The 1,431-nt window shown below is 65.0% G+C and carries 1 protein-coding gene; it reads left to right on the plus strand.

Features of this window, described 5'->3' with window-relative positions; genetic code table 11:
- The first annotated feature begins 116 nt into the window (after positions 1-116).
- Positions 117-1,367 carry an IS256 family transposase gene (locus NKH63_RS31250; protein ID WP_352920522.1) on the plus strand — a complete coding sequence of 417 codons (1,251 nt, stop codon included), beginning with the start codon at positions 117-119 and terminating at the stop codon, positions 1,365-1,367.
- Positions 1,368-1,431 lie beyond the last annotated feature (64 nt).

Raw genomic sequence — 1,431 nt, forward strand, 5'->3', positions numbered from 1 at the left:
GGTGCCGTAGCGGGAGTGGTTGGAATTGGGAGTTGGCGTAGTCTCCGGGGTGTTCAACCTCGAATCATCCGGCGTTAGAGCGCCGGACAGGAGACTACGCCATGACAAGGACTACCATGAATGCGGAAGCCGTTCATCCTGAGGATGAGGCGACGAGCTATCTTTTCGACAACTGGTTTGATCCGATCGAAGTTGGCCTGCGCGAGCGGGTGCGCGGCTTCATCGAGACGATGCTCGAGACCGAGCTGGACGCGGTGCTTGCCCGTCCCCGTTATGGCCGGCAGCCGGCGGCGCGCAGTGATGAGACCGCCGGTGTCGCCGGCCACCGCCACGGCCGCCGGACGCGCACGCTGACAGGGACCTTCGGCACCACCGAGATCACGGTTCCGCGGGCCCGCCTTGATGCCGGCGAGGACAAGACGGTGGAATGGAAGAGCAAGGCCCTGCGCGCCTACCAGCGGCGCACGATGGCCGCCGACGCGCTGATCGCGTCGAGCTACCTGGCCGGCACGAACACGCGACGCGTGCGGCGTGCGCTCGCCGCGCTGTTCGGCGGCGCGATCGGCAAGGACGTCGTCAGCCGCACCTGGCGCAAGGTGAAGACGGACTGGGACGCCTGGAATGCCCGCTCGCTTGCCGACGAGCCGATCGTGCACCTGATCCTCGACGGGACGGTGGTTCGTGTCAGGCTCGACCGCAAGGCGACCTCGATCTCGCTGCTCGTGGTCATCGGCGTGCGCGAGGATGGACAGAAGATCCTGCTTTCCGTCAAGAACATGGGCGGCGAGACGACCGAGGCCTGGCGGGCCATTCTCGACGATCTCGTCGGGCGCGGCTTGCGCCGACCTGAGTTTCTCATCGTCGACGGCGCGCCCGGACTGGACAGGGCGATCGCGGCCCTGTGGGACGGCGTGCCGGTTCAAAGATGCACGGTTCACAAGCATAGGAATCTGCTCGCCCACGCTCCCGAGCGCCTGCACGAGGAGATCAGCGCCGATTACACCGACATGATCTACGCGGCCACGCCGGAGGAGATCGAGATCCGCCGCAAGGCGTTCCTGCGCAAATGGCGGCTCAAGTGCCGCGCGGTGGCCGATAGCCTGGAGGAGGCCGGCGAGCGTCTCTTCGCCTTCACCCGGCTGCCGCCGAGCCAATGGAAAAGCGCCAGAACAACCAATGCGATTGAGCGTCTGCATGAGGAGTTCAAGCGACGCATCAAGACCCAGACCGTGCTGCCTTCGGCCGAAACCGCGGCCATGCTGTTCTGGGCGCTGATGGCATCCGGTCAAATCTCGATGCGAAAAATCGACGGCTGGCAGACACTTCCAATCAAGCCGCTCGATCAGCAGATTGACCTCGCCGCTTGAACCGATAAGCTCAACCTACCGGAGGCTGCTCCGCCGAATTCCAACACCATCCGCTACGGCACCC

Source organism: Mesorhizobium sp. M0960 (genome assembly GCF_040319055.1).
GTDB lineage: Bacteria > Pseudomonadota > Alphaproteobacteria > Rhizobiales > Rhizobiaceae > Mesorhizobium.

Coding starts and splice junctions, on each gene's coding strand:
- NKH63_RS31250 (WP_352920522.1), top strand. CDS start 117: ATGAATGCGGAAGCCGTTCATCCTGAGGATGAGGCGACGAGCTATCTT.